We start from the raw sequence: 18,755 nt of genomic DNA on the forward strand, positions 1-18,755 counted from the left end.
GGGTGGTTGCGCCCCGAAAGGGGCGCGGGGCCGTATCGATGTGCGGCTCCGCCGCGTGGGCGAGATCAACCACGAGTCACCCGCAGTCGCCGGACAACAACGCGTGGCAGCCCGGACGGCGCAAAGCGACGAACCCCCTAGCCGGAAGCCAAACCTCCGCCGATGCTGCGGCCATGACACCGAACCTGACGCGCCGTCAAATACTGGGCTACGCAGCCCTGCAAACGGCAGCCACACTGGGCTTCACCCGCATCAACCTGCAGTCGGCAAACGCGGCAGAGCCCGACGCAGTCGAATCCGCCCCGGCAATAGTCATCGGCTCCGGCTACGGCGGCGCCGTAGCCGCCCTCCGCCTCGGCCAGGCCGGCATCCGCACCCTCGTCCTGGAGATGGGCCGCCTGTGGAACACCCCCGGCCCCGACGGCACGGTGTTCTGCTCCACCCGTGCCCCGGACCGGAGATCCATGTGGTTCCGTACCCGTACCGAGGCTCCGCTCGCCACCTTCCTCTGGCTGGACGTCGTCAACCGGGACATCAGCCCCTACCCCGGCGTCCTCGACCGCGTGCACTTCGACGCCATGTCCGTGTACGCGGGCCGCGGCGTCGGCGGCGGCTCCCTCGTCAACGGGGGCATGGCGGTCACCCCCGTCCGGTCGTACTTCTGCGAGCAGTTCCCCACCGTCGACGCCACCGAGATGTACGGGACGTACTTCCCGCGCGCACGTTCCGTGCTCGGCGTCAACACGATCGACCCGGCCTGGTTCGAGTCGACCGAGTGGTACCGGTTCGCCCGCACCTCCCGGAAGGCCGCCGCGAACACCGGCCTGAAGACCACCTTCGTGCCGAACGTCTACGACTTCGCCTACATGCAGCGCGAGGCGGCCGGTACGGCGACGAAGTCCGCGCTGGCCGGCGAGGTGATCTACGGCAACAACCACGGCAAGCGCAGCCTCGACAAGACGTACCTCGCCTCCGCGCTCGGCACCGGCAACGTGACCATCAACACCCTGGAGCGGGTCAGGGAGATCCGAAGAGCCACCGACGGCACCTACGTCCTGACCGCCGACCGGATCGACCCGACCGGCGCGGTCGTCGAGACCAAGAGGTACGGGTGCACGTACCTCTTCCTCGGCGCCGGCAGCGTCGGCACCACCGAACTCCTGCTCCGCGCACGGGAGACGGGCACCCTGCCCGCGCTGGACGCGAGTGTCGGCACCGGCTGGGGCACCAACGGCAACGTGATGCTCGGCCGCGCCAACCACGTCTGGGACACCGTGGGGGCCGACGAGTCCACCATCCCCGTGATGGGCATCGACGACTGGGCCAACGCCGACAACCCCGTCTTCGCCGAGATCGCCCCGCTGCCGATGGGGCTCGAGCACTGGGTCAGCCTCTATCTGGCGATCACCAAGAACCCCGAGCGGGCCTCGTTCTCGTACGACCCCGCGACCGACGGCGTGAAACTCGGCTGGAGCGCCGCCCAGAGCGCGGTCTCCGTGCGCATGGCCAAGAAGCTCTTCGACCGGATCAACGCGGCCAACTCGACCATCTACCGGTACGACCTCTTCGGCTCCGCCGGCAAGGTCTTCGCCGACGACTTCACGTACCACCCGCTCGGCGGCTGTGTGCTGGGCCGGGCCACGGACGACTACGGCCGGGTGAAGGGCTACCCGAGGCTGTACGTCACCGACGGCTCCCTCGTGCCCGGCAACCTCGGCGTCAACCCCTTCCTCACCATCACCGCGCTCGCGGAACGCACCATGGCGCGGGTCCTCGCCGAGGACACCGCGCCATGACGTGGGATGAGAGAGGAACCTGACTACCTCTGGTACAGGGCCTCGATCTCCTCCGCGTAGTCCTTCGCCACCACGTTCCGCTTGAGCTTCAGGGACGGCGTGAGGTGGCCCGACTCCTCGGTGAACTGGGAGGGGAGAATGCGGAACTTCCGCACCGATTCCGCCTTCGACACCGCGGCGTTGCCGTCGTCGACCGCGTCCTGGATCGCGGCGAGCAGATCCGGGTCGTCGCACAGCGACGCCGCGGTGGAACCCGCGGGCTTGCCGTGCTCGGCCGCCCAGCGGGTGAGGAACTCCTCGTCGATCGTGATCAGGGCGCCCACGAAGGGCCGCCCGTCGCCCACCACCATGCACTCCGCGACCAGGGCGTGTGCTCGGATGCGGTCCTCGATCACGGCCGGGGCCACGTTCTTGCCGCCCGCGGTGACGATGATCTCCTTCTTGCGGCCGGTGATCCTGAGGTAGCCGTCCTCGTCGAGGGTGCCGATGTCACCGGTGTGGAACCAGCCGTCGGCCAGCGCCTCCGCGGTCGCGGCCTCGTTGTTCCAGTAGCCCTTGAACAGGTGCTCGCCGTGCAGCAGCACCTCGCCGTCGTCCGCGATACGGATCACCGAACCCGGCAGCGGCTGGCCGACCGTACCGATCTTCTGCCGGTCCCACGGGTTGAACGCCGTCGCCGCGCAGGACTCGGTCAGGCCGTAGCCCTCCAGGACCGTGAAGCCGATGCCGCGGAAGAAGTGGCCGAGGCGCTCGCCCAGTGGGGCGCCCCCGGAGATGGCGTACTCCCCGCGACCGCCCAGCACCGCGCGCAGCTTGCTGTAGACGAGCTTGTCGAACGCCTTGTGCTTGATCTTCAGGCCGAGGGACGGACCGGACGGCGAGTCCAGCGCCTTGCTGTAGGCGATCGCCGTGTCCGCCGCCTTGTCGAAGATCTTGCCCTTGCCGTCCGCCTGTGCCTTCGCGCGGGCGGAGTTGTACACCTTCTCGAACACGCGCGGCACACCGAGGACCAACGTCGGCCGGAACGCGGCCAGTTCGTCGGTCAGGTTCTTGATGTCCGGGACGCAGCCGAGCTTGATCGGCGCCATCATCGGCGCGATCTGCACCAGACGCCCGAAGACGTGCGCGAGCGGCAGGAAGAGCAGGACCGAGCACTCGCCGGTACGGAACAGCGGACGCAGCCGCTCCACCACGTTCCCGCACTCGGCGAAGAAGTTGCGATGGGTCAGCACACAGCCCTTGGGGCGCCCGGTCGTACCACTGGTGTAGACGATCGTCGCCGGATCGTCGGCCTTGGCGAGAGAGCTGCGCTCGTCGACCGCCGTGTCGCTGACGTCCCGGCCGAGGCGACCCAGTTCCTCCACGGCCCCGGCCTCGATCTGCCAGACGTGCTTGAGCGCGGGCAGCTTCTCGCGCACCGCCTCCACGGCCGCGGCGTGCGTGTCCTGCTCCACGATGCAGGCGGTCGCGCCCGAGTCGCTGAGGATCCACTGCACCTGCTCCGGCGAGCTGGTCTCGTACACCGGCACGGTGACCGCGCCCGCGCTCCAGATCGCGAAGTCCAGCAGCGTCCACTCGTAGCGGGTCCGCGACATCAGGCCCACCCGGTCGCCGGGCTGTACTCCGGAGGCGATCAGCCCCTTGGCCGCGGCCTGCACCTCGGCGAGGAAGGCGACGGCGGTGACGTCCTGCCAGGCACCCGACACCTTGCGGGCGATGACGGCGACGTCGGGATGCTGCGCGGCGTTTCTGCGGACGATGTCGGTCAGGTTTCCGTCCGCAGGGACCTCGTACAAAGCCGGAAGGCTGAACTCGCGCAAGACTGCTGCTCCTCACAGGGCGCCGACGCCACGACTCTGTGCGCTGCGACGGTGCGGTCCAAGGCTCGGTCAGGTGCTCAGGATTCATCCGGGATCCACTGGTTGAAACCCTGAGCACGACTGGACGGCCCGGACGTTACCCGCCGGTATGGCTTTTCCGACAGGGGGTCCCGGCGAGATGTTCCGTGCGTCACACGTGTTGGCGTTCCTCGGCGCACAGTAGTCCAACCCTTGACTTACCGGCCAGTAACCGCAGGTCCCGTCGCCACTGTTCACGTTTACCCCACAGCCTTACGCTTCATCGACATGGCACCCACACCCGGCGGTAACAGCAGGAGACGCGTCCATGTGATCAGCGACGTGCACGGCAACGTGCGCGACCTGGCGAGAGCCGGCGAGGGTGCGGACGCCCTGATCTGTCTGGGTGATTTGATCCTCTTCGTCGACTACGCCGACCACTCGCGCGGGATCTTCGCGGACCTGTTCGGTACCGAGAACGCCGACCGCCTGGTGGAGCTGCGCACCGCCCGCCGCTACGAGGAGGCGCGCGCTTTCGGCGCCCGGCTGTGGGCCGGGGTGGGCATGGACCGCGCCGCAGCGATCGAGAAGGCGGTGCGTCGGCAGTACGCCGAGCTGTTCGCCGCGTTCCCCACCCCGACGTACGCCACCTACGGCAACGTCGACATCCCGCCCCTGTGGCCCGAGTACGCCGGCGAGGGCACCCGGGTGCTGGACGGCGAACGCGTGGAGATCGGCGGCTGGACCTTCGGCTTCGTCGGCGGCGGCCTGCGCAGCCCCATGCGGACCCCGTACGAGATCAGCGACGAGGAGTACGCCGCCAAGATCGAGGCGGTGGGGGAGGTGGACGTGCTGTGCACCCACATCCCGCCGGATGTCCCCGAGCTGGTCTACGACACGGTGGCGCGCCGCTTCGAGCGCGGCAGCCGGGCCCTGCTCGACGCCATCCGCCGTACCCGGCCGCGGTACTCCCTGTTCGGCCACGTCCACCAGCCGCTGGTGCGCCGGATGCGGATCGGGGCGACGGAGTGTGTGAACGTGGGCCACTTCGCGGGCAGCGGGAAGCCCTGGGTGCTCGAGTGGTGAGCGGGCCACGGTCCGGCACGGCGGCGGTGAGCGGGCCCCGTCGGCCGAAGCCCAGGTGGGGTGGTGGCGGCGCAGCGCGTGCGCGGTAGCCTTCACGCTGCACACACGTGCGCAGGTGCGCACGGGCGCACCACCCACCCTCACCGGACCGCATCTGGAGGAGCCACGGCGATGGCGGAACACACCAGCTCGAGCATCACGATCGAGGCGGCTCCGGCCGACGTCATGCGGGTGATCGCCGACTTCGCGCGCTACCCGGACTGGACGGGCGAGGTGAAGGAGGCGGAGGTCCTCTCCACCGACGAGCAGGGCCGCGCCGAGCAGGTGCGCCTCGTCATGGACGCCGGTGCCATCAAGGACGACCAGACCCTCGCGTACACCTGGACAGGCGACAGCGAGGTCTCCTGGACCCTCGTCAAGTCGCAGATGCTGCGCTCCCTGGACGGCTCGTACCTGCTCAAGCGGGCCGGTGCGGGCGCCACCGAGGTGACCTACCGGCTGACCGTCGACGTCAAGATCCCGATGCTCGGCATGATCAAGCGCAAGGCGGAGAAGGTCATCATCGACCGCGCGCTGGCCGGGCTGAAGAAGCGGGTGGAGTCCGAATAGCCCGTCCGGGGATCCCAGCTGCGGGCAGCGTCGGCGGGGCGACAACCAGGGCTTCAGTCACAGTCGCTCAGCCGTCCGCCGCCAGGCGACCGGTACCGTTCCACCCCATGCGCACCATCCTGATCACCGGCCCCGGCGGCTCCGGCCGGACCACCGTCGCCGCGGCCACCGCGCTGAGCGCCGCCCGCGAGGGCGCCCGCACCCTCGTGCTCAGCGCCGACCGCACCGACACCCTCGGTGCCGTACTCGGCGTCCCCACCGGCGCCCGCCCCAGCGAGGCCGCACCCGGCCTCACCGCCCGGCGCCCGGACGCAGCCGCCCGCTTCCGCGACGACCTCGTGGCCTTCCAGGACCGCGCGGCCACCGCCCTCGACCTCCTCGGCGCCGCCCCGCTGGACGCGGAGGAGGTCACCCCCCTGCCCGGCGCCGAGGAACTCGCCCTGCTGCGCGCCCTGCGGGACGCCGCGCTGTCCGAGTCCTACGACCTCCTCGTCGTCGACCTGCCTCCTGCCCCCCAGGCGCTCGTCCTCCTCGCCCTCCCCGAGGAGCTCCGCCGCTATCTGCGCCGGCTGCTCCCGGCGGAACGGCAGGCCGCGCGTGCCCTGCGTCCCGTCCTCGGCCGGCTCGCGGGCGTGCCGATGCCCGCCGACTGGCTGTACGAGACCGCCGCCCGCTGGGACGTCGAACTGGCCGCCGTCGAGGCCGTCCTGGCCGACCGCGCCACCAGCGTGTGGCTGGTCGCGGAACCGGGCCCGGCCGCCGCCGACGCGGTCCGCACCGCCGTCACCGGACTCGCCCTGCGCACCCTGCGCCCCGAGGTTCTGGTCGCGAACCGCGTCCTGCCCGACAGCGACCACGACGCCTGGCTCGCGCATCTCGCAGCCCAGCAGCGCAAGACCCTTCAGGAGTGGCAGGGCGCGTACGCCGTGCACGGCGTCCCGCACCTCGGCCACGACCCGCGCGGGGCCGACGACCTCGCCGCGCTCGCCGTCCCGGACGTCAACCCGGCACCCTCCCCGGTCGAGTGGCCGGTGACGGACCGGCTCGGCGAGGACGGTGTGCTCGTGTGGCACATCCCGCTCCCCGGCACGATACGCGAGGAACTGGACCTCGTCCGGCGCGGCGACGAGATCGTGGTGACCGCGGGACCGTTCCGCCGCATCGTGCCCCTGCCGTCGGCCTTGCGTCGCTGCACCGTGGCCGGGGCGGCGCTGCGCGAGGGCGAGCTGCGCATCCGCTTCGTCCCGGACCCGCAACTGTGGCCGCGTACCTCGTGAGGCCGACGCGCGCCCGTGGCCTCATCCGTGGGCTCATCCGATGAGGCACGCACCTCAGTTCGGGTAACGTCGAGAGTACGAACCGCAGTCAGGAGTCCGCCATGAGCGAAGAGCGCCCCTGTTCCGACGCCGCTCAGGAAGAGGCCGAGGAAGTGCGGGTCACCGACGCCGACGCCTGGGCGACAGCATGTGCCGAGGACCTCGCCGCGGAGAAGGCCCGCCGTCGGGCCCGGTACGGCCCGCCGCCCGGCTCGGCGGCCGAGGAGCTGAAGAAAATCGTCGACGCCGTCGCGGACAAGCTGTCGGGGCTGCAGGCGCCGCTGCTCGGCGCGGCGGCCTCGGGCACGGCCCAGCAGATGGTCCGCCAGGTCGTGCAGCAGGCCAAGGCGGCGGTGGAGCCGGTCATCGAGCGCAACCCGGACGTCTTCGACCACCTCGCCGCGGCCGGCTCGGAGCTGCTCGCGGCCTACCGGTCCGCCGTCGAGGCCCAGGAGCGACGCTGGACCAACCGCGCGTCCGGCGACATGGACCCCCGTCGACAGGACGGGGACGAGGGCCCCGGCCCAGGGGAGCACATCGACCTCGACTAGCTCGAGCAGGCCGCACGGCCCGGCAGGGAGAGGCCGGGGTTTCGGGGCGGAGGGAGCAGTCCGACACCCTTCCGGCCCCTCGGGTACGGTTGGCCGTAGCGGGGCTCGACCGAAACTGAGGGATTCATGGGACTCACCATCGGCGTCGACATCGGCGGCACGAAGATCGCGGCCGGTGTGGTCGACGAGGAAGGCAACATCCTCTCGACCCACAAGGTGCCGACTCCGGGCACGCCCGAGGCCATCGTGGACGCGATTGCCGCTGCCGTCGAGGGCGCCCGTGCCGGACACGAGATCGTCGGCGTGGGTATCGGAGCCGCGGGCTACGTCAATCGCCAGCGCTCCACGGTCTACTTCGCGCCGAACATCGACTGGCGCCAGGAGCCGCTGAAGGAGAAGGTCGAGGCCCGCGTGGGCCTCCCGGTGGTCGTGGAGAACGACGCGAACGCGGCCGCGTGGGGCGAGTACAAGTTCGGCGCGGGCAAGGGCCACCGCAACGTCATCTGCATCACGCTCGGCACCGGCCTCGGCGGCGGCATCATCATCGGCAACAAGCTGCGCCGCGGGCACTTCGGCGTGGCCGCCGAGTTCGGCCACATCCGGATGGTCCCGGACGGCCTGCTGTGCGGCTGCGGCTCGCAGGGCTGCTGGGAGCAGTACGCGTCGGGCCGCGCGCTGGTCCGGTACGCCAAGCAGCGCGCGAACGCGACGCCCGAGAACGCCGAGCTGTTGCTGTCGTTGGGCGACGGCACCCCCGACGGCATCGAGGGCAAGCACATCTCGATGGCCGCGCGTCAGGGCGACCCGGTGGCGGTGGACTCCTACCGCGAACTGGCCCGCTGGGCCGGCGCGGGCCTCGCCGACCTGGCCTCGCTCTTCGACCCGTCGGCGTTCATCGTCGGCGGCGGCCTCTCCGACGAGGGCGAACTGGTCCTGGACCCGATCCGCAAGTCCTACAAGCGCTGGCTGGTGGGCGGCAACTGGCGCCCGGTCGCCGACGTGATCGCGGCCCAGCTGGGCAACAAGGCCGGCCTGGTGGGCGCGGCGGACCTGGCCCGGGAGCCCGACCCGATCATGTGACACCCGTTGTTCCACGCACGACAGCGCCCGCCGCGCCCACCGGGGCCCGGCGGGCGCCGCCGTTGCGGGGGCCGGCGGGTTCCTGGGGTTCCGAGGGTCCGTGTGGGGGGCGTGGGGGAAGCCGGCGGATTCCCCGGGGTCCGGGGCGGAGCCCCGTGTCGGTGCGCAGGTCGACAACGCTCCCCGGTGGGCGTGTGCTCCGTGCGCAGGCAGGCGGGGTGCAGGGGACGGCAGTCCCCGCGGGGGGGCGGCGGCGGAGCCCCCGTTACGGGGACGGGTAGGGGCGGCGGGGGCGAGGAAACCTGGGGCGGGCCCCGGCCGGGGGCGGCGGGGGCGAGGAAACCTGGGGCGGGCCCCGGCCGGGGGCGGCGGGGGCGAGAAACCCGGGCGGGCCCCGGCCGGGGGCGGCGGGGGCGAGGAAACCTGGGGCGGGCCCTAGCCAGGGCGGCGGGGGCGAGAAACCCGGGCAGGCCCCGGCCGGGGGCGGCGTATCTTGATCCGCATGGCGACCTCCGACCCGCTGCTGCCCGACTCCCGAACCGAAGCCGACGGTTCCGCCGTCCTCCGGGTGCTCAGCTACAACATCCGGTCGATGCGCGACGACACCGAAGCGCTCGCGCGCGTGATCCGCGCCTGCGCCCCCGACCTCGTGCTCGTCCAGGAGGCCCCCCGCTTCTTCCGGTGGCGCAAGAAGCTCGCCCGGCTCGCGGCGGCCTCCGGCCTCGTGATCCTCTCGGGCGGTGCCACCGCCGCCGGGCCGGCCCTGCTCTGCTCGCTGCGGGCCACCGTCGAGCGCACCGAGGACGTCCTGCTGCCCCTCACCCCCGGCCTGCACCGCCGCGGCTTCGCGACGGCGGTCGTGCGGTTCGGCGGTGCCCGGCTCGGCGTCATCGGCTGCCATCTGAGCCTGCGCGACGACGAGCGCTACGAACAGGGCGGGATGCTCCTCGACCGGCTCGCCGGGATGGGCGTCGAGCACGCGATCGCGGGCGGCGATCTCAACGAGACCCCGGACGGTCCCACCTTCAAGCGCCTCGCCACCGGCCTTCAGGACGCCTGGGCCACCGCGCCCTGGGGCGGCGAGCACACCTGGACCCGCTCCGGCCCCCCACGCCGTATCGACGCCGTCTTCGCCACCCGCGGCATCAAGGTCCTCGGCTGCGGGGTCCCCCTCGACCACCCCGGCGTGACGGAGCGGGACCTCACCGCGGCCACGGACCACCTCCCGGTGCTGGCCGCCCTCCGGGTCCCCGCGGCGTAGGGGATCACGGCGCAGAGGATCGCGGCGCGGGGGATCAGACCACCGCGCCGCGGCCCGGGTCGTCGTCCCCCTCGTCGTCCGTCCTCATGCGTGCGACGAGGGTGACGAAGCCGCCCAGGAAGCCGCCCACGCCGAGCGTGGCGAGCCACCACGTCATGTTCCAGCCCAGCACCACCGCCAGCAGGAGCAGCACCGGGCCGCCGATCACCGAGACCCACGCGAACTTCGCGGTCGTGTCCGCCGCGGGCAGCGGCGGCGGCTCCGGCGGCACGAAGTGGCCCTCGTCGTCCTCGTCGAAGTCGTCCTCGGACGGCTCCGGCGCCACGTAGTCCCGAGGGCCGACCCCGGGCGCGAACGACACCGAGCTGCCCAGCGGCTTCACCGGTTCGTCCTTCGTCCGGTCGTCCTTGAACGTGACGCCGTTCGGCTCCCAGTCGGGCAGCGCCAGGTCCTCGACCGGCTTGAACGGCTTGCTGCCCGGCGGGTCCGGCGGCTCCTCGCCGTACCCCGCGACGATCGCAGCCCAGGCAGCCTCCTCGTCGAAGGGCACACCCTTCTCGTCCGGCTCGCGGTCCTCGCGGTCGGAGTCGTGCTCAGCCACCTGCGGCCGTCCCTTCCTTGCCGGCAATGGGCGCGAGCCGGCCGATGAACGCGTGGCTCTCCTCGAAGATCCGGTCCGCGTCGTGGTCCAACGTCGCCACGTGGTAGCTCTGTTCCAGCAGGATCTCCGTCACGTCCGTGGAGGAGACCCGGCTCAGGATCCGGGCCGAGTCGGCCGGCGGGACCACATGGTCCTGCGGGCTGTGCAGGAGCAGCAGCGGCTGGGTGACCTGCGGCAGCTCGCCGTCGACGATCCGGAAGAAGTTCCGCAGCGAGTGCGCCGCGTGCAGCGGCACCCGGTCGTACCCCAGCTCCACGCTGCCCGGCTTGGCGATGTCGCTGGCGATGCCCTTCGTGGTCCGCACCAGGTGACGGGCGACCGGGAGGGCGTACGCGGACAGGCCGTGCACCTTGTTCGCCGGGTTGACCACGACGACGCCGCTGACCGCGTCCCCGTGTTTGGCGGCCAGCCTCAGCGCCAGGGCGCCCCCCATGGACAGGCCGGCCACGAACACCTGCGCGCAGCTCCGGCGCAGGGCGCGCAGCTCGCGGTCCACCTCCCCGTACCAGTCCTGCCAGCCGGTGAGCTGCATGTCCTCCCAGCGTGTGCCGTGCCCGGGCAGCAGTGGCAGCGAGACGGTGAGGCCGCGCTCGGCGAGGTGCTCCGCCCAGGGGCGCAGCGACTGCGGGGAACCGGTGAAGCCGTGGCAGAGGAGGACGCCGATCTCCCCGCCCTCGTGGCGGTACGGCTCGGCTCCGGGGAGGACCGGCACGTCGGTCTCCTGTTCATGAAAAGGGGCTGGGCACGTCGATTGCAGGTACTTCACCGTACGCGACGGCACTGACACCGACCAGGGTCGTCGGATCCTTTGTCGGCGGGCCGCGTTAAGGTCTGTTCGACAGACACAGGAGGCACTCGGTTGTTGTACGGCGCGATGAAGGTATCCATCGGGGGGCCGCTGAAGCTCGCCTTCAGGCCGTGGGTGGAGGGCCTGGACAACGTTCCCGCCGAGGGCCCCGCGATCCTGGCGAGCAATCACCTGTCCTTCTCGGACTCGTTCTTCCTGCCCGCCGTGCTCGACCGCAAGGTGACCTTCATCGCGAAGGCCGAGTACTTCACCACACCCGGCGTGAAGGGCAGGCTCACCGCGGCCTTCTTCAAGGGCGTCGGTCAGCTTCCCGTCGACCGCTCCGGAGCGCGCGGCGCGGGCGAGGCCGCCATCAAGAGCGGCATCGAGGTGCTGCAGCGCGGCGAGTTGTTCGGCATCTACCCGGAGGGCACCCGCTCGCCCGACGGCCGCCTCTACCGGGGCAAGCCCGGCGGCCTCGCGCGCGTGGCGCTCGCCACCGGGGCGCCCGTCATCCCGGTCGCCATGATCGACACCGAGAAGATCCAGCCGCCGGGGAAGGTCATCCCCAAGCTGATGCGGCCGGGCATCCGGATCGGCAGGCCGCTGGACTTCAGCCGCTACCAGGGCATGGAGCACGACCGGTTCGTGCTGCGCGCGGTGACCGACGAGGTCATGTACGAGATCATGAAGCTCTCCGGTCAGGAGTACGTCGACATCTACGCGACCGCCGCCAAGCGGCAGATCGCGGAGGCGGCCAAGGCGGAGAAGCAGGCTCAGAAGGAAGCGCAGACGGAAGCGCAGAAGCAGACGGAAGCGCAGAAGGAGACGACGGACTCGTAGAGCACGGTCCGTAGGACTTGGCTGGGGGGTTGGGGGACGTGGCTCAGCGCGAGCGTGTCATCAGGATGTCGGTCGAGCAGCCGCTGTGGCGTGCCCTGGCCGGGTACCGGGTCCTGACGATGCTGTACGCGATCGGGTTCTTCGTGACCGCCTACGACACGTTCACCCGGCCCTGGCCGGCGATCGCCTACTACCTCGTGCTGAGCGTGTGGACCCTGGCCACGCTCCCCCGGGTCGCGAACGCGGCGAGCTGCACCAGGTGGTTCCTGGCCGTCGACCTCACCATCGCGCTCAGCGGCATCCTCCTTACGCCCGTCGCCGACTCCCACGAGCGGATCGCCTCGGGCGGCCCGACCCTGCCGTCGATATGGACCGCCGGGTCGGTCCTGGCGTACGCGCTCAAGGGCGGCTGGCGCTGGGCGGCCTTCGCCTCCACGCCGGTCGCCGCGGCGAACCTGATCGAGCGCGGCTCCCCGGCCCGGGACACCGTGCACAACGTGGTCCTCGTCTGGGTCGCCTCCATCGCGATCGGCTACGTCGTCGAGGTCGCCCGCGCCTCCGAGCGCACCCTCGCCCGCGCGCTGGAGATCGAGGCCGCGACCCGGGAGCGGGAGCGGCTGGCCCGGGGCATCCACGACAGCGTGCTCCAGGTGCTCGCCATGGTGCAGCGGCGCGGCACCGCGCTCGGCGGTGAGGCCGCGGAGCTGGGCCGGCTGGCCGGGGAGCAGGAGGTGGCGCTGCGCACGCTGGTCTCCGGGGGCCTCGTGCCGCCGTCGCGGGTGTCGGAAAACGTGGCGCTCGGCGCGGTCGTCCGCGCGGTCGACGAACCGGACGCCGAGGAGGGCTTGATCGACCTGCGCACCCTGCTCGCCCCGTACGCGTGCGCCCGCGTGACGCTGTCCGAACCGGGCTGCCCGGTGCCGCTCGCCCCGGCCGTCGCACGGGAGTTGGCCGCCGCTGTCGGTGCCGCCCTGGACAATGTCCGCCGGCACGCGGGGGAGGATGCCCGCGCCTGGATCCTGGTCGAGGACGAGCCGGACGGGGTCGTGGTGACCGTGCGGGACGACGGGCCCGGCATCCCGGAGGGACGGCTCGCCCGGGCCGAGGAGGAGGGACGCCTCGGCGTGGCCCAGTCGATCCGCGGCCGTCTGCGCGACATCGGCGGCACGGCGGAGTGGATTTCGGTCCCGGGCCAGGGCACTGAAGTGGAACTGAAGCTACCGAAGGCCGTGAGGGACCGGCGGGACCTCAGGGGCGCACGGGGGAAGGCGGAGCAGCGGTGACGGAGAACGGCACGCTGACGGACGAGCGGGGGCAGACCCCGGTCAGGGTCATGGTGGTCGACGATCACCCCATGTGGCGGGATGCCGTGGCGCGTGACCTCGCAGAGTCCGGGTTCGACGTCGTCGCCACCGCGGGGGACGGTGAGCAGGCCGTGCGCCGGGCCCGGGCCGCCTCGCCCGACGTGCTCGTCCTGGACCTCAACCTGCCCGCCAAGCCGGGCGTCCAGGTCTGCAAGGAGCTCGTCGGCGCCAACCCGGCGCTGCGCGTCCTGGTGCTGTCGGCCAGCGGCGAGCACGCGGACGTGCTGGAGGCCGTGAAGTCGGGCGCGACCGGCTACCTGCTGAAGTCGGCGTCCACCCAGGAGCTGATCGACGCGGTGCGCCGCACGGCGGTCGGCGACCCGGTGTTCACCCCCGGTCTCGCGGGGCTCGTCCTCGGCGAGTACCGCCGCCTCGCCTCCGAACCGGCCCCCGCCGCCGGCACCGACGAGCCGAAGGCACCGCGGCTGACCGACCGCGAGACCGAGGTGCTGCGTCTGGTCGCCAAGGGCCTGAGCTACAGGCAGATCGCCGAACGCCTGGTCATCTCGCACCGCACCGTGCAGAACCACGTCCAGAACACCCTGGGCAAGCTCCAGTTGCACAACCGGGTCGAGCTCGTCCGGTACGCGATCGAGCGCGGACTCGACGGCGAGTAGCCCGGCCCCTCGGCGTTTCCCGGCCCGACCGGGCCGCCCAGATCCCCGATCGTGTCAACCTCAGGAGGGATATCCCGCTTTCGAGTGGATTGACGGAGATCAACTGGCGGACAATTCACCGAAATTGACCTTCCCGCCCATGCCGCAGTGACCTGGGTCACTATTAGCGTGACCCGCATCAGGCAACCGCGGCGAAGGGACATTTCCATGCGGGTCGGAGTACTGACCGGAGGCGGCGACTGCCCCGGGCTCAACGCCGTCATCCGGGGCATCGTGCGCAAGGGCGTGCAGGAGTACGGCTACGACTTCGTCGGCTTCCGGGACGGCTGGCGGGGTCCCCTCGAAGGCGACACCGTCCGCCTCGACATCCCCGCCGTGCGCGGCATCCTGCCCCGCGGCGGCACCATCCTCGGCTCCTCGCGCACCAATCCCCTCAAGCAGGAGAACGGCATCCGCCGCATCAAGGACAACCTCGCCAAGGAGGAGGTCGACGCGCTCGTCGCGATCGGCGGCGAGGACACCCTCGGGGTCGCGGCGCGCCTGTCCGACGAGTACGGCGTCCACGTCGTCGGCGTACCGAAGACCATCGACAACGACCTGTCCGCCACGGACTACACCTTCGGCTTCGACACCGCCGTCAACATCGCGACCGAGGCGATCGACCGCCTGCACACCACCGCGGAGTCCCATATGCGGGTGCTGGTGGTGGAGGTGATGGGTCGTCACGCGGGCTGGATCGCCCTCCACTCGGGACTGGCCGGCGGTGCCAACGTCATCCTCATCCCGGAGCAGCGCTTCGACGTCGACCAGGTGTGCGCGTGGGTGACGTCCCGGTTCAAAGCGTCGTACGCGCCGATCGTGGTGGTGGCCGAGGGCGCGATGCCGAAGGACGGCGACATGGTGCTGAAGGACGGGTCGCTGGACTCCTTCGGGCATGTCCGCCTCTCCGGCGTCGGCGAGTGGCTCGCGAAGGAGATCGAGAGGCGCACCGGCAAGGAGGCCCGGACGACCGTGTTGGGGCATGTGCAGCGCGGCGGCACGCCCAGCGCCTTCGACCGCTGGCTCGCCACCCGCTTCGGCCTGCACGCCATCGACTGCGTCCGCGACGGCGACTTCGGCAAGATGGTCGCCCTGCGCGGCACCGACATCGTCCGCGTTCCCCTCTCCGAGGCCACGGCCAAGCTGAAGACGGTCGACCCGAAGCTGTACCAGGAGGTCGGCGTCTTCTTCGGCTGACGCCACCCGCCACCGAGGAACCGGCCGGGGCGGTCCCACCCCGGCCGGCCCTCCTCCTCGACCTACACCGCCGGCCGCCCCTCCGCCAAGGGACTCGTACCCGCGGCGGCCGACCCGTCCAGCAGCTCCCGTACGACGCCGGCGCCGCCCACCGACAGCACCGACTCGGGGTGGAACTGCACGCCGGAGAATCCCGGCCCCCGCAGAGCGTGCACCTCGCCGGTCGCGCTGCGGCTGACCTCGACGCCGTGCGCGGCCAGCTCGGCCGCCGCCTCGTCGTCGCAACGCGCCACGAAGCTGTTGTAGAAGCCGACGGTCTCCCGCCGCCCGAACAGGTCGATCTCCGTCTGGGCGCCCTGGTACGGAACCTCCTTGCGGACGATCTCCAGGCCCAGCTCGGCCGCGATCAGCTCATGGCCCAGACAGACGCCCAGCACCCCGTGCCGGTGCCCCCGGATCACCTGAGCCGTCAGCTCCCGCAGGAACCGCATCTTCGGATCGGCCGGGTCAGAGGGGTGGCCGGGCCCCGGTCCGAGCACCACCGGACCGGAGTGTGCGAGCACCGCCTCCCTGAGCCCCGGCTCGTCGTACCGCCGTACGGTCACCTCGAGACCGGTCGAGCGCAGCACATGCGCGAGCATCGCGGTGAAGGTGTCCTCGCCGTCCACGACGAACGCGTGCCCGGTCAGCTCCGAGGCGCGCTCCTGCATCCGCAGCCAGAACGGCGCGAGCTTCTCCCGCCGCCCGTCCAGGGCCGCCCGCACCCGCGGGTCGTCCGCCAGTCGCGGCTGTGCGTGCTCCTCGCGCGGCCGCCCGGGCCGTACCCCCAGTGCCGCCAGCACCCCCGCCGCCTTGGCGTGGGTCTCCGCGACCTCGCCCGCCGGGTCGGAGCCGCGCACGAGCGTGGCCCCGACGGGCACCCGCAGCCCTCCGTCGGCGTCGATGTCGGCGGTGCGGATGAGGATGGGGGAGTCGAGGGTCTGCGCGCCTCCGGCGTCCCGGCCGAGCAGGGCCAGGGCGCCCGCGTAGTAGCCCCGACCGCCGACCTCGTGCCGCTCGATCACCCGGCAGGCGTTCTGCACCGGCGACCCGGTGACCGTCGCCGCGAACATCGTCTCCCTCAGCACCTCACGCACGTCAAGCGAGGACTTCCCCCGCAGCTCGTACTCGGTGTGCGCGAGGTGGGCCATCTCCTTCAGGCGCGGTCCGACGACGACCCCGCCCATGTCGCCGACCGTGCACATCATCTTCAGCTCCTCGTCGACGACCATCGACAGCTCCTCGATCTCCTTGCCGTCGGCGAGGAAGCGGAGCAGGTCGTCGGGGGTCGGGCCGCCGGCGGGATAGCGGTAGGTGCCGCTGATCGGGTTCATGACGACGGTCCCGCCGGACATCCGCACATGCACCTCGGGGCTGGCCCCGACCAGGGTGCGTTCACCGGTGTATACGAGGAAGGTCCAGTACGCTCCCCGTTCCCCGACCAGCAGCCGCCGGAACAGTGCGAGCGCGTCGGCCCGCCCGAACCCCGGGATCCGCCCCTGGTACGTCCGCCGGATCACGAAGTTGGCGCCCTCGCCGCGCCCGATCTCCTGCTGAAGCACCCGTCCGACGATCTCGGCGTACTCCTCGTCGGCGACGTCGAAGCCGCCGTCCTCCACCCGGACGTCATGCCCCGGCAGCTGCGCCAGCGCCTGGTCCAGGGGAATCTCGTACGACTCCTCGGGGGTGAGCGCCAGCAGCGGGGTGCCGTCGTCGCGGACGTCGAAGCCGCGCTCGCGGATCTGGCGGTACGGGACCAGGGCCAGCGCCTCGTCGGGCAGGTCGGCCAGGCGTTCGCAACGGGCGACCGGGCCGGTCAGCACCTCCACGACGTCGTGGTCGCGGCCCGGGGTGCGGCGGCGCAGCAGGGCGAACGGGCGGGCATCGTCCAGCAGGTCGAGCAGGTTCATGGGCGGTGTCCTTCTCGGTGAGGTGAGAGAGGGAACGGCCCGGTCGCGAAAACACCGAAGGCCGCCCCTCGGGCGGCCTTCGCGACGTCGTGCGTACGCGTAGTCAGTGGGCCGCCGGAGAAGCGGTCCACCACCAGTTCTGGTTCTGGGTCGAGTGCGCGAACATGCCCCGCACCCTACACGAGCCGCGGGCCCGGGCGGGACGAGCCGTCTCATCAGTCGAGCGCATCGATAAGCGGTGGACACGACCCCGTAATGTTTGAGGGGTGACCGTGAACGCTAAGACCAGCGCGAGTGCTGGCAACACCTGGCGAGACCTGCCCGCGGCGCAGCAGCCCGAGTACCCCGACCCCGAGGCTCTGCGCGCAGTGATCGCGGACCTCGAGTCGTATCCGCCGCTCGTCTTCGCGGGCGAGTGTGACCAGCTGCGCGCCCGGATGGCGGCCGTCGCCAAGGGAGAGGCGTTCCTCCTCCAGGGCGGCGACTGCGCCGAGGCCTTCGACGCGGTGTCCGCCGATCACATCCGCAACAAGCTCAAGACGCTGCTCCAGATGGGCGCCGTGCTCACGTACGCCGCCTCGGTGCCGGTGGTGAAGGTCGGCCGTATCGCCGGCCAGTACTCCAAGCCGCGCTCCAAGCCGACCGAGACCCGCGACGGGGTGACGCTGCCGGTGTACCGGGGTGACTCCGTCAACGGCTTCGAGTTCACCGAGGAGTCGCGGATCCCGGACCCGGAGCGTCTGAAGCGCATGTACCACGCGTCCGCCTCGACGCTGAACCTGGTGCGCGCCTTCACCACCGGCGGCTACGCCGACCTGCGCCAGGTGCACGCCTGGAACCAGGACTTCGTGAAGTCGTCGCCGTCCGGTCAGCGCTACGAGCAGCTGGCGCGCGAGATCGACAACGCGCTGAACTTCATGCACGCCTGCGGGGCCGACCCGGAGGAGTTCAAGACCGTCGAGTTCTACTCCTCGCACGAGGCGCTGCTGCTCGCCTACGAGTCCGCCCTGACCAGGGTCGACTCCCGCACCGGGCAGCTGTACGACGTCTCGGCGCACATGGTGTGGATCGGTGAGCGCACCCGGCAGCTGGACGGCGCGCACATCGAGTTCGCCTCCAGGATCCGCAACCCGATCGGCATCAAGCTCGGCCCGACCACGACGGCCGAGGAGGCGCTGCGCTACATCGACCGCCTCGACCCGGACCGCGAGCCCGGCCGGCTGACCTTCATCGTCCGCATGGGCGCGGACAAGATCCGCGACCGGCTCCCCGAGCTGGTGGAGAAGGTCACGGCGTCCGGCGCGGTGGTGGCCTGGGTGACCGACCCGATGCACGGCAACACCTTCGAGGCGGCCTCCGGGCACAAGACCCGCCGCTTCGACGACGTGCTCGACGAGGTCAAGGGCTTCTTCGAGGTCCACAAGGGGCTCGGTACGCACCCGGGTGGCATCCATGTGGAGCTGACCGGCGACGACGTCACCGAGTGCGTGGGCGGCGGCGACGAGATCTTCGTCGACGACCTGCACCAGCGTTACGAGACGGCATGCGACCCGCGGCTCAACCGCAGCCAGTCGCTGGACCTGGCGTTTCTGGTCGCGGAGATGTACCGGGACCAGTAGCCGTCGGGCGCCGGCCGATACGTGGGAGTGGGGGGGGGGGGGGGGGCCCCCCCCCCCCCCCCCCCGCCGCCCCCCCCCCCCCCCGCGGGCGGGGGGGGTGTGGTGTTTTTTTAAAAAGCGGGGGGGGGGGCGGGGGTGTTGG

The 18,755-nt window shown here is 71.6% G+C and carries 17 protein-coding genes; 12 read left to right on the forward strand and 5 right to left on the reverse strand.

The window, feature by feature from the left end:
• The first annotated feature begins 173 nt into the window (after positions 1-173).
• A complete protein-coding gene (locus ACFYZJ_RS04285) occupies positions 174-1,796 on the forward strand; it encodes a GMC oxidoreductase (RefSeq protein WP_388562669.1) in 1,623 nt (540 codons plus the stop codon).
• Between the two features lie 23 nt (positions 1,797-1,819).
• Here the strand turns inward: ACFYZJ_RS04285 and ACFYZJ_RS04290 are convergent, their stop codons facing one another.
• Positions 1,820-3,616: an AMP-dependent synthetase/ligase gene (locus tag ACFYZJ_RS04290; protein WP_388562671.1), complete on the reverse strand. Its 1,797-nt coding sequence runs from the start codon at positions 3,614-3,616 to the stop codon at positions 1,820-1,822.
• A gap of 306 nt (positions 3,617-3,922) precedes the next feature.
• Between ACFYZJ_RS04290 and ACFYZJ_RS04295 the strand changes: the two genes are divergently transcribed.
• The 6 genes from ACFYZJ_RS04295 to ACFYZJ_RS04320 all read left to right on the forward strand — a co-directional run bounded on the left by ACFYZJ_RS04295 (position 3,923) and on the right by ACFYZJ_RS04320 (position 9,537).
• A complete protein-coding gene (locus tag ACFYZJ_RS04295; protein ID WP_388562673.1) occupies positions 3,923-4,720 on the forward strand; it encodes a metallophosphoesterase in 798 nt (265 codons plus the stop codon).
• 171 nt (positions 4,721-4,891) lie between these two features.
• Entirely contained in the window at positions 4,892-5,329 is a 438-nt protein-coding gene (locus ACFYZJ_RS04300; protein ID WP_388562675.1) for an SRPBCC family protein, read from the forward strand.
• A 107-nt stretch (positions 5,330-5,436) separates the two neighbouring features.
• Positions 5,437-6,606, forward strand: a complete 1,170-nt coding sequence (locus tag ACFYZJ_RS04305; protein WP_388562677.1) for an ArsA family ATPase — start codon at positions 5,437-5,439, stop codon at positions 6,604-6,606.
• 101 nt (positions 6,607-6,707) lie between these two features.
• Positions 6,708-7,196, forward strand: coding sequence for a DUF5304 domain-containing protein (locus ACFYZJ_RS04310; RefSeq protein ID WP_388562679.1), 489 nt, complete (start codon positions 6,708-6,710; stop codon positions 7,194-7,196).
• 126 nt (positions 7,197-7,322) lie between these two features.
• Positions 7,323-8,276 (forward strand): ROK family glucokinase, encoded by a 954-nt coding sequence (locus tag ACFYZJ_RS04315; protein ID WP_388562681.1) that lies wholly within the window; start codon positions 7,323-7,325, stop codon positions 8,274-8,276.
• 502 nt (positions 8,277-8,778) lie between these two features.
• Positions 8,779-9,537, forward strand: a complete 759-nt coding sequence (locus ACFYZJ_RS04320) for an endonuclease/exonuclease/phosphatase family protein (RefSeq protein ID WP_388562683.1) — start codon at positions 8,779-8,781, stop codon at positions 9,535-9,537.
• A 34-nt stretch (positions 9,538-9,571) separates the two neighbouring features.
• Here the strand turns inward: ACFYZJ_RS04320 and ACFYZJ_RS04325 are convergent, their stop codons facing one another.
• Entirely contained in the window at positions 9,572-10,138 is a 567-nt protein-coding gene (locus ACFYZJ_RS04325; RefSeq protein ID WP_388562685.1) for a hypothetical protein, read from the reverse strand.
• Positions 10,131-10,910, reverse strand: a complete 780-nt coding sequence (locus ACFYZJ_RS04330; RefSeq protein WP_388562687.1) for an alpha/beta hydrolase — start codon at positions 10,908-10,910, stop codon at positions 10,131-10,133. Before ACFYZJ_RS04330 ends, ACFYZJ_RS04325 begins: the two co-directional genes overlap by 8 nt.
• Before the next feature lie 162 nt (positions 10,911-11,072).
• Here ACFYZJ_RS04330 and ACFYZJ_RS04335 point away from each other — a divergent pair, with 162 nt between their 5' ends.
• The 4 genes from ACFYZJ_RS04335 (at position 11,073) to ACFYZJ_RS04350 (ending at position 15,045) form a co-directional block, all read left to right on the forward strand.
• Entirely contained in the window at positions 11,073-11,828 is a 756-nt protein-coding gene (locus ACFYZJ_RS04335; protein ID WP_388562689.1) for a lysophospholipid acyltransferase family protein, read from the forward strand.
• A 38-nt stretch (positions 11,829-11,866) separates the two neighbouring features.
• The gene (gene macS, locus ACFYZJ_RS04340) at positions 11,867-13,111 is read left to right on the forward strand and encodes a MacS family sensor histidine kinase (RefSeq protein WP_388562691.1); all 1,245 of its coding nucleotides are present in this window, start codon (positions 11,867-11,869) and stop codon (positions 13,109-13,111) included.
• 50 nt (positions 13,112-13,161) lie between these two features.
• A complete protein-coding gene (locus tag ACFYZJ_RS04345; protein WP_388563369.1) occupies positions 13,162-13,809 on the forward strand; it encodes a response regulator in 648 nt (215 codons plus the stop codon).
• 207 nt (positions 13,810-14,016) lie between these two features.
• Complete coding sequence (locus ACFYZJ_RS04350; RefSeq protein WP_388562693.1) at positions 14,017-15,045, forward strand: 6-phosphofructokinase; 1,029 nt, start codon at positions 14,017-14,019, stop codon at positions 15,043-15,045.
• 62 nt (positions 15,046-15,107) lie between these two features.
• Here ACFYZJ_RS04350 and ACFYZJ_RS04355 read toward each other — a convergent pair whose 3' ends face one another.
• Both ACFYZJ_RS04355 and ACFYZJ_RS04360 read right to left on the reverse strand, forming a co-directional pair.
• Entirely contained in the window at positions 15,108-16,994 is a 1,887-nt protein-coding gene (locus ACFYZJ_RS04355) for an anthranilate synthase family protein (RefSeq protein ID WP_388562695.1), read from the reverse strand.
• Between the two features lie 103 nt (positions 16,995-17,097).
• Complete coding sequence (locus tag ACFYZJ_RS04360) at positions 17,098-17,223, reverse strand: trp operon leader peptide (RefSeq protein WP_388562697.1); 126 nt, start codon at positions 17,221-17,223, stop codon at positions 17,098-17,100.
• Between the two features lie 37 nt (positions 17,224-17,260).
• On the opposite strand from ACFYZJ_RS04360, the gene ACFYZJ_RS04365 reads away from it, so the two are divergent.
• Positions 17,261-18,613, forward strand: a complete 1,353-nt coding sequence (locus ACFYZJ_RS04365) for a class II 3-deoxy-7-phosphoheptulonate synthase (RefSeq protein WP_388562699.1) — start codon at positions 17,261-17,263, stop codon at positions 18,611-18,613.
• Positions 18,614-18,755: the final 142 nt, after the last annotated feature.

Origin of the sequence: Streptomyces sp. NPDC001848 (assembly GCF_042891915.1) — a bacterium.
In the GTDB taxonomy this organism is placed as follows: Bacteria; Actinomycetota; Actinomycetes; order Streptomycetales; family Streptomycetaceae; genus Streptomyces.

Bases quoted from the DNA above. Each gene is read 5' to 3' on its own strand.
- ACFYZJ_RS04285 (WP_388562669.1), top strand. From the start codon at position 174: ATGACACCGAACCTGACGCGCCGTCAAATACTGGGCTACGCAGCCCTG.
- ACFYZJ_RS04360 (WP_388562697.1), bottom strand. From the start codon at position 17,223: ATGCGCTCGACTGATGAGACGGCTCGTCCCGCCCGGGCCCGCGGCTCG.
- ACFYZJ_RS04315 (WP_388562681.1), top strand. From the start codon at position 7,323: ATGGGACTCACCATCGGCGTCGACATCGGCGGCACGAAGATCGCGGCC.
- ACFYZJ_RS04305 (WP_388562677.1), top strand. From the start codon at position 5,437: ATGCGCACCATCCTGATCACCGGCCCCGGCGGCTCCGGCCGGACCACC.
- ACFYZJ_RS04300 (WP_388562675.1), top strand. From the start codon at position 4,892: ATGGCGGAACACACCAGCTCGAGCATCACGATCGAGGCGGCTCCGGCC.
- ACFYZJ_RS04295 (WP_388562673.1), top strand. From the start codon at position 3,923: ATGGCACCCACACCCGGCGGTAACAGCAGGAGACGCGTCCATGTGATC.
- ACFYZJ_RS04310 (WP_388562679.1), top strand. From the start codon at position 6,708: ATGAGCGAAGAGCGCCCCTGTTCCGACGCCGCTCAGGAAGAGGCCGAG.
- ACFYZJ_RS04350 (WP_388562693.1), top strand. From the start codon at position 14,017: ATGCGGGTCGGAGTACTGACCGGAGGCGGCGACTGCCCCGGGCTCAAC.
- ACFYZJ_RS04355 (WP_388562695.1), bottom strand. From the start codon at position 16,994: ATGAACCTGCTCGACCTGCTGGACGATGCCCGCCCGTTCGCCCTGCTG.
- ACFYZJ_RS04345 (WP_388563369.1), top strand. From the start codon at position 13,162: ATGGTGGTCGACGATCACCCCATGTGGCGGGATGCCGTGGCGCGTGAC.
- ACFYZJ_RS04320 (WP_388562683.1), top strand. From the start codon at position 8,779: ATGGCGACCTCCGACCCGCTGCTGCCCGACTCCCGAACCGAAGCCGAC.
- ACFYZJ_RS04335 (WP_388562689.1), top strand. From the start codon at position 11,073: ATGAAGGTATCCATCGGGGGGCCGCTGAAGCTCGCCTTCAGGCCGTGG.